Here is an 8,921-nt window from a genome sequence, read left to right on the forward strand (position 1 = left end):
ACGAACCCCCGCAGCGTCGTCCCGCCGGGGGCGGTGCCCGGCGCCGCCGCCCGCAGGTCCCGCGACTCGCGGCCACCCCCTTGCCTGATCAGGTGCCGTCTGCATTACTGAGGGCACGTACACAGACCGAACGATCGGTCGCCCTGGACATCACGGTCGGCGAGGGAGCAGTCCCCATGGCGGATGCGACGGAGTTGCCGGACTCGGGTGAACGGCTCGGCCCCGAGGCGTTGCGGACGCTGCAGCTGGAGCGGCTCAGGGCCTCGCTGCGGCACGCGTACGACAACGTGCCGTTCTACCGGGAGTCCTTCGACAGGGCCGGGGTGCGCCCCGAGGACTGCCGGTCGCTCGGCGACCTGGCCCACTTCCCGTTCACGGTCAAGGCCGACCTGCGCGAGAACTACCCGTACGGGATGTTCGCCGTGCCCCAGGACCGGATCCGCCGGCTGCACGCCTCCAGTGGCACCACCGGGCGCCCCACGGTCGTCGGCTACACCGACGGCGACCTGTCCGTGTGGTCCGACATGGTGGCCCGGTCGATCCGGGCGGCGGGCGGGCGCCCCGGCGACAAGGTCCATGTGGCGTACGGCTATGGACTGTTCACCGGAGGGCTCGGCGCGCACTACGGCGCCGAACGGCTCGGCTGCACGGTCATCCCGGCGTCCGGCGGCATGACGGCCCGGCAGGTCCGGCTGATCGAGGATCTGCGGCCCGAGGTCATCATGGTGACGCCGTCGTACATGCTCACCCTGCTCGACGAGTTCGAGCGCCAGGGCGTGGACCCGCGCGGCACCTCGCTGCGGGTCGGCATCTTCGGCGCCGAGCCCTGGACCGAGCGGATGCGCCAGGAGATCGAGGAGCGCTTCGCCATCGACGCCGTCGACATATACGGGCTCTCGGAGGTCATGGGACCGGGTGTGGCGCAGGAGTGCGTGGAGACCAAGGACGGTCTGCATGTGTGGGAGGACCACTTCTACCCGGAGATCGTCGACCCGGTCACCGGTGAGGTGCTGCCCGACGGCGCGGAGGGCGAGCTGGTCTTCACCTCGCTGACCAAGGAGGCGATGCCCGTCGTGCGGTACCGCACGCGGGATCTGACGCGGCTGCTTCCGGGGACGGCCCGGGTGTTCCGCCGGATGGAGAAGATCACCGGGCGCAGCGACGACATGGTGATCCTGCGCGGCGTGAACCTCTTCCCCACGCAGATCGAGGAGATCGTGCTGCGCACCCCGGGAGTGGCGCCGCACTTCCAGCTGCGGCTGACGCGCGAGGGCCGGCTCGACGCGCTGACCGTGCGGGCGGAGGCCCGCCCCGACGCGCCGCCGGAGGTCCGGGACGCCGCTGCGCGCGCGATCGCGGCGGCCGTCAAGGACGGTATCGGGGTCTCGGTCGCCGTGGAGATCGTGGAACCGGAGTCGCTGGAGCGTTCCGTGGGGAAGATCCGGCGGATCGCGGACCTGCGTCCCCGTTAGGGCCCTGACCGATCTCCGCGTGATCCGTCGTCGCGATCGGGTCCGGCCAGACGTCACGGCGTACGGCCCGGCCGCGCTCACGGCCTCGGCGCCCGCTCCTCCGGGCCGCCTCAGCTCGCGGCGAACCGGTCCCGCAGCTCCCGTTTGAGGATCTTGCCGCTGGCGTTGCGCGGGAGCCCGTCCACGAAGAGGACCCGCTTGGGCGCCTTGAAGTGGGTGATCCTCTCGCGCGCGTGGGCGATGAGTTCGGCCTCGCTCACCTCGCCCCGCGGGACGACGACCGCCGTGACGGCCTCGATCCACCGCTCGTCGGGCAGGGCGATCACGGCGACCTCGGCGACGGCCTCGTGCGAGTGGAGCGCGTCCTCGACCTCCCGTGAAGCGACCAGCACACCGCCGGAGTTGATGACGTCCTTCACCCGGTCGACGATGGTGTAGTAGCCGTGCGCGTCGCGCACCGCGAGGTCGCCCGAGCGGAACCAGCCCTCCCGGAAGGCCGCGGCGGTCGCCTCGGGATCGTCCCAGTAGCCCTCGCACAGCTGAGGGGAGCGGTAGACGATCTCCCCGGCGCTGTCGTCGGGGACCTCCTCCCCGTCCTCGTCCACCAGGCGCGCGTCGACGAAGAGGACGGGACGGCCGCAGGACTCCAGCCGTCCCTTGTGCTCGTCGGGCGCCAGCACCATCGCCAGCGGGCCGATCTCGCTCTGCCCGAAGCAGTTGTAGAAGGCCAGGCCGGGCAGGCGGGCGCGCAGCCGCTCCAGGACCGGCACCGGCATGACCGAGGCGCCGTAGTACGCCTTGCGCAGCCCGCGCAGGTCGCGGGTGGCGAAGTCGGGGCGGCCCGCGAGGCCGATCCAGACCGTGGGCGGGGCGAACAGGCTGTCCGCGCGGCCCTGTTCGATCAGGTCGAGGAGCCGGTCGCCGTCGGGGGAGGCGAGTACGAGGTTGGTGGCGCCTACCGCCAGGTACGGCATCAGGAAGACGTGCATCTGCGCCGAGTGGTACAGCGGCAGCGAGTGCACGGGCCGGTCGCCGGCGCTCAGGTCCAGGGCGGAGATCGCGCTCAGGTAGGCGTGGACCAGGGCGCGGTGCGTCATCATCGCGCCCTTGGGCAGGGCCGTCGTACCGGAGGTGTAGAGGAGTTGCACCACCTCCTCCGGCCGGGGCTCGGGGCCCTCGTGGAGGGGCGCCGTCGCCTGGCGGGCCAGCAGCGAGTCCTCCGTGTGGCGCAGCGCCATGGCGGGGACGCCGCCGGGGAGCCGGTCGGCGAGGCCGGGGTCGGTGAGGACGAGGGAGCTTCCGCTCTGCCCGACGATGTGGGCCAGGTCGCCGCCGGTGAGGTTCTGGTTGACGGGGACGTGGACGAGCCGCGCGCGGGCGCAGGCCAGGAAGGCGATGAGGTAGGCGCCCGAGTTGTGGCCGTAGGCGGCGACACGGTCCCCCGGCGACAGGCCCCGGGCGAGCAGGACGCCCGCCGCGCGGGAGACCGCGTCGTCGAGTTCCCGGTAGGTCCACGCGCTCTCGCCGTCGTCGAGCGCGACGCGCTCCGGAGTGCGCCGTGCGCTGCGGCGCAGCACCGCGTCGACCGTGCTGCCGTGTGCTGGCGTCATGACACATGATCCTGGGTGCCGCGCACGGACGGGTCAAGGCGCGCGCCGACACCTGACGGAGGAGGCATACCCGTTGGTACGCTCGACGGCTCCTTCCCTCAACGACGTTGGGAGGCACGATGCGCACCCGCCCCAGACGGATCGTCGTCGCGGCCGTCGCCCTGCTCGCCACCGCGGCGGGGCTGCCCGCGGTGGCCGCGGACCGGCACGGCCCCCGGGACCGGAGTCACCAGCCCTCGGACGGCGGTCTGACGGCCACCGTCCGCTACACCGAGTACGGCATGGCGCACATCGTCGCCGGGGACTACCGCTCCCTCGGCTTCGGCACCGGGTGGGCGCAGGCCGCCGACCAGGTGTGCACGCTCGCCGACGGCTTCGTGACGGTCCGCGGTGAACGCTCGCGCTACTTCGGCCCGGACGCGGCGACCGACTTCTCGCTGTCCTCCGCCGGCACGAACCTCTCCAGCGACCTCTACTTCGCCGGAGTGCGCCGGGCCGGCACGGTGCAGAGGCTGCTCGCGCAGCCCGCGCCCCGCGGCCCGAGCCGGCAGGTCGTGGACCTCATGCGGGGGTTCGCCGCCGGGTACAACACCTGGCTGCGCCAGAACCGGATCAGCGACCCGTCCTGCAAGGGCGCGTCCTGGGTGCGGCCCGTCAGCTCGCTGGACGTGGCGTCCCGCTTCTACGCCTTCGCCGTGCTGGGCGGACAGGGCGGTTCGGTGGACGACATCACCTCGGCCCGGCCCCCCTCCGCGTCCGCGGCCGGGTCGCGGGCCGCGGACGTGGACCCCGGGGCGCTGGCGAAGGCGGTGCGCGAGCGGGCCGCCGACGCGGACATGGGGTCCAACGCGGTCGCCTTCCGGGGCGACACCACGGCGAACGGCCGGGGTCTGCTGCTGGGCAACCCGCACTACCCGTGGCAGGGCGGCCGCCGCTTCTGGCAGGTGCAGCAGACGATTCCGGGGGAACTGGACGTCGCGGGCGCCTCGCTGCTGGGCTCGCCGACGGTCTCCATCGGCTACAACTCCAGGGTGGCGTGGAGCCACACGGTGTCGACCGGTGTCCCGTTCAACCTGCACCGGCTGACACTGGATCCGGCCGACCCGACGGTGTACCTCGTGGACGGGGTGCGCGAGCGGATGACCGAGCGGACCGTGACGGTGGCCGTCAAGGGCGGCCCGCCGGTGACGCGCACCCAGTGGTGGACCCGGTACGGCCCGGTCGTGGCGTCCTCGGACGGCGGTCTCCCGCTGCCGTGGACCGCGACGACGGCGTACGCGCTCAACGACCCCAACGCGGCGAACATGCGCTTCGCCGACACCTCGCTGGGCTTCTCCAAGGCGCGCGGTACGGCCGACGTCCTCGCCTCCCTGGCCCGCTACCAGGGTCTGCCGTGGGTCAACACGGTGGCCGCGGACTCCTCGGGGCGTTCCCTGTTCACGCAGTCCCAGGTGCTGCCGCGGATCACCGACGACCTCGCGGCCCGGTGCTCCACGGACGTCGGCCGGGTCACCTATCCGGCGGCGGGCCTCGCCGTGCTGGACGGGTCGCGCGCGGACTGCGCGCTCGGCAGTGACGCGGACGCCGTCCAGCCGGGGACGTTCGGGCCCGCGCGGATGCCGACGCTGAAGGACGCGCCGTACGCAGAGAACAGCAACGACTCCGCCTGGCTCGCCAACACCGGGCGGCCGCTGACCGGTTACGAGCGGATCTTCGGAACCGTCGGCACCCAGCGCTCGCTGCGGACGCGGGGCGCACTCGAGGACGTGGCGGCGATGGCGGAGCGCGGCGGGCTGACCGTGCGGGACCTGGAGCGCCAGCAGTTCGCGAACCGGGTGCCCGCGGGGCGGCTGGCGGCGGCCGACACGGCGAAGGCGTGTGCAGCGCTGCCGGGCGGCACCGCGACGGGCAGCGACGGCACGGCGGTCGACGTCTCGCGGGCGTGCGCGGTGCTCGCGGACTGGGACCGCACGATGGACAGCTCCAGCCGGGGCGCGCTGCTCTTCGACCGGTTCTGGCGCAAGCTCTCGGCGAAGGTGCCGGCCGCCCAGCGGTGGAAGGTGCCGTTCTCGGCGGCGGATCCCGTGGGCACGCCGAACACCCTGAACACGGCCGCGCCCGGGTTCGCCACGGCCCTGGCCGACGCGGTCGGTGAACTGCGGGCCGCGGGCATCGCGCTCGGTTCGCGGCTCGGGGAGCGGCAGGTGGTCGTGCGCGACGGCCGGCGCATCCCGGTGTCCGGCGGCACGGAGGGGCTCGGGGTCTGGAACAAGGTGGAGCCGGTGTGGGATCCGGCGCGCGGCGGCTACACGGACGTGACGACCGGCTCCAGCCACATCCAGGCGGTCGGCTGGGACGGCAGCGGCTGCCCGGTGGCGCGCACGCTGCTGGCGTACTCCCAGTCCTCGAACCCGAACTCGCCCTCCTACAGCGACCAGACGCGGCTGTTCTCCCAGGAGAGGTGGGTGACGGCGCGCTTCTGCGAGAAGGACGTGCTGGCGTCGCCGGCGCTGCGGATCGTCCGGGTGCGCGAGCGCTGAGCCCCCGGGGCGTGTGTTCCGTCCCCGTGTGGTCCCGTCCCCTGTGGCGGGACCACACGGGTGCTGCCCCATGTGGTCTCGTCCTCCGGGGCAGGGGTACCGGGGCCGTGTGGCAGGGCCACATGGGTACGGGGCCGTGTGGCCCCGCCACACATGGCCGCACCCCACGTGGGCGCACCCCACGTGGCCGCATCTCAGTCCTACGCCCACCTATGGGTGCTCCCCCGGCGGCGTCCGCCGGGCACAGACGGCCGGCTGACAGGGCGCCTCGCGGCTCACATGCGCCGTGTGCGGCCCTCCCAGTACGGGTCCCGCAGCCTGCGCTTGTACAGCTTGCCGTTGGGGTCGCGGGGCAGTTCGGCGACGAAGTCGACGCTCCGGGGCCGTTTGTAGCCGGCGAGCCGCGCGGCGCAGTGGTCGAGGATCGCGGCGGCGAGGGCGGGGTCCGGTGTGTGGCCGGGGGCCGGTTCGACGACCGCCTTGACCTCCTCGCCCCAGTCGTCGTGGGGGATGCCGAAGGCGGCGGCGTCGGCGACCGCGGGGTGCGCCAGCAGGGCCGCCTCGATCTCGGCGGGGTAGATGTTGACCCCGCCCGAGATGATCATGTCGATCTTGCGGTCGCGCAGGAAGAGGAAGCCGTCGGCGTCCAGACAGCCGAGGTCGCCGACGGTGAAGAAGTCGCCGATGCGGTTCTTCCGCGTCTTGGCGTCGTCCTTGTGGTAGGCGAATCCCCCGGTGTTCATCTTCAGGTACACGGTGCCGAGTTCGCCGGGCGGGAGCCGGTTGCCGTCGTCGTCGAAGATCGCGAGTTCGCTGATGGGCCAGGCCCTGCCGACCGTGCCGGGCTTGTTCAGCCAGTCCTCGGCGGTGGCGAAGGCGCCGCCGCCCTCGCTGGCCGCGTAGTACTCCTCCACGCACGGCCCCCACCAGTCCAGCATCGCCCTCTTCACGTGGTCGGGGCAGGGCGCCGCCCCGTGGACGGCGTGCCGCATGGAGGACACGTCGTAGCGGGCGCGCACGTCCTCGGGGAGGGCGAGGAGGCGGTGGAACTGGGTGGGGACCATGTGGGTGTGCGTGCAGCGGTGGGTGTCGATCAGGCGGAGCATCTCCTCGGGCGTCCACTTGTCCATGAGGACGAGCCGGTGGCCGATGTGCAGGGAGGCGCCCGCGAACTGGAGTACGGCGGTGTGGTACAGCGGCGAGCAGACCAGGTGCACGTTCTCCTCGAAGGGCCGGATGCCGAAGATCCCGAGGAAGCCGCCGAGGTGGGACTCCTCCGGGGGCCTGCCGGGCAGGGGGCGGCGGATGCCGCGGGGGCGGCCGGTGGTGCCCGAGGTGTAGTTCATGACCCAGCCGAGCGTGCGGTCGGCGGGCGCGGACTCCGGTTGCCCCGCGAGGAGTTCGGCGTACGGCCGGAAGCCGCGGACCCCGCCGACGGCGTAGCGGTGACTCGCGGGCAAGGCGGCCTCGTCGGCGGCGCGGCGGGCGGTCGCGGCGAACCGCTCGTGGGCGACGAGCACCTTGGCTCCGGAGTCGGCGACGATCCAGGCGATCTCGGGGGCGACGAGGTGGTGGTTGACGGGCACGAGGTAGAACCCGGCCTGGCTGGCGGCCAGATAGGCCGTGAAGAACTCCACGCCGTTGGGCAGGACGACGGCGAAGGCGTCGCCGCGGTGCAGTCCGGCGGCGCGCAGGCCGTGGACGAGGCGGTTGGCGTCGGCGTGCAGCCGTCCGGCGGTCCACTCCCCGCCGTCGGGGGCGACGAGGACGGGCCGGGCGGGGTCGGCGGCGGCCTGGGCCCAGAAGCCGACGGGTGCGGTGGCGGCGCGGGCCGCGGTGGGGCGGGTCACCGGGCGCTCCTTCCGGCGATGCGGTTGACGCGGTCGACGGCCCGCTCGAAGCCGCGGGTGAGGTCGTCGAAGACCGCCTGGACACTGCGTTCGCTGTTCATCCGGCCGACGATCTGCCCGACGGGCGTGCCGAGCAGCGGGTCGACCTCGTACTTCTGGATGCGGGAGACCGCCTCGGCCACCAGCAGTCCCTGGAGGGGCATGGGCAGGGTGCCGGGTCCGTCCGCGTCGTCCCACGCCTCGGTCCATTCGGTGCGCAGCTGGCGGGCGGGTTTGCCGGTCAGGGCGCGGGAGCGGACGGTGTCGCCGGAGCCGGCGGCGAGGAGCTTGCGGGTGAGGGCGGGCGAGTGCAGGTCCGCCTCCGTGGTGGTCAGCCACACGGAGCCCAGCCACACACCCTGCGCGCCGAGGCTGAAGGCGGCGGCGACCTGCGGTCCGCTGCCGATGCCGCCCGCCGCCAGCACGGGCAGGGGGTCGACCGCCTCGACCACCTCCGGGGTGAGCACCATGGAGGCGATGTCGCCGGTGTGGCCACCCGCCTCGTAGCCCTGGGCGACGACGATGTCGATGCCGGCTTCCTGGTGCTTGCGGGCGTGCCGGGCGCTGCCGGCGAGGGCGGCGACGAGCACGCCGCGTTCGTGGGCGCGGGCGATGACGTCCGCGGGCGGGGAGCCCAGGGCGTTGGCGAGGAGGCGGATGGGGTGGTCGAGGGCGACGTCGAGCTGGCTGCGGGCGACCTGTTCCATCCAGCCGGTGATGCGCCAGCCGGCGGCCTCGCCCGGGGCCAGTTCGGGCACGCCGTACCGGGCGAGGGTCTCGGTGACGAACCGCCGGTGGCCCTCGGGGATCATCGCCTCGACGTCGGCCTCGGTGGCTCCTTCGACCTTCTTGGCCGGCATGACGACGTCCAGGCCGTAGGGCCGCCCGTCGGCGTGGGCCTCGATCCAGTCGAGGTCGCGCGCGAGGTCGTCGGGTGCCGTGTAGCGGACCGCGCCGAGCACTCCGAGGCCGCCGGCCCTGCTGATGGCGGCGGCGACGGCGGGGAACGGCGTGAAGCCGAAGACGGCGTACTCGACTCCCAGTCTCTTGCTCAGCTCCGTCTGCATGGGCGCAGGATGCCGCAGTCACCGGGACGACGGAAGAGTTTTTCTGATACACCGTCAGATCACGTCATCGCCCGCCCTGTCGACACGCTCCCCCGCCGGCACGAAAGCCTCACGTGGCACGGCGCCCCCGGAAAGATGCTTTCAGCCGGAGCGGGGGAGCCCGATGAGGACGGCGGCGGACCCACCAGACGGCAACCGGGCGCGGCGGCACTGGCTCTGGCGGCGGGCCGGCCCTCGTCCCGTTCACCGCCGGGCCGGCGGCCGACTCGGCGGGGCGGGGCGCCACCCTGCGCCGCGGCTCCCCCGAGCGGGCCGGCCCTCGTCCCGTTCACCGCCGGGCCGG

Annotated in this window: 5 protein-coding genes; 2 read left to right on the forward strand and 3 right to left on the reverse strand. The window is 73.5% G+C overall.

The features are described from left to right. The first annotated feature begins 176 nt into the window (after positions 1–176). Positions 177–1,472, forward strand: coding sequence for a phenylacetate--CoA ligase PaaK (gene paaK, locus SZN_RS32710; RefSeq protein ID WP_007503538.1), 1,296 nt, complete (start codon positions 177–179; stop codon positions 1,470–1,472). 110 nt (positions 1,473–1,582) lie between these two features. Here paaK and SZN_RS32715 read toward each other — a convergent pair whose 3' ends face one another. Then, the gene (locus tag SZN_RS32715) at positions 1,583–3,082 is read right to left on the reverse strand and encodes a fatty acyl-CoA synthetase (protein WP_007503540.1); all 1,500 of its coding nucleotides are present in this window, start codon (positions 3,080–3,082) and stop codon (positions 1,583–1,585) included. A 119-nt stretch (positions 3,083–3,201) separates the two neighbouring features. Here SZN_RS32715 and SZN_RS32720 point away from each other — a divergent pair, with 119 nt between their 5' ends. Beyond that, on the forward strand, positions 3,202–5,622 hold the full coding sequence (locus SZN_RS32720; RefSeq protein ID WP_007503542.1) for a penicillin acylase family protein: 2,421 nt from the start codon (positions 3,202–3,204) through the stop codon (positions 5,620–5,622). 275 nt (positions 5,623–5,897) lie between these two features. On the opposite strand, the gene SZN_RS32725 is transcribed toward SZN_RS32720, so the two are convergent. Further along, positions 5,898–7,472, reverse strand: coding sequence for an acyl-CoA synthetase (locus SZN_RS32725; RefSeq protein ID WP_007503544.1), 1,575 nt, complete (start codon positions 7,470–7,472; stop codon positions 5,898–5,900). Continuing rightward, a complete protein-coding gene (locus tag SZN_RS32730; RefSeq protein WP_007503546.1) occupies positions 7,469–8,578 on the reverse strand; it encodes an NAD(P)H-dependent flavin oxidoreductase in 1,110 nt (369 codons plus the stop codon). The genes SZN_RS32725 and SZN_RS32730 overlap by 4 nt, the downstream gene beginning before the upstream one ends. Between the last annotated feature and the right edge of the window lie 343 nt (positions 8,579–8,921).

The sequence above is a fragment of the Streptomyces zinciresistens K42 genome, assembly GCF_000225525.1.
Lineage (GTDB): Bacteria > Actinomycetota > Actinomycetes > Streptomycetales > Streptomycetaceae > Streptomyces > Streptomyces zinciresistens.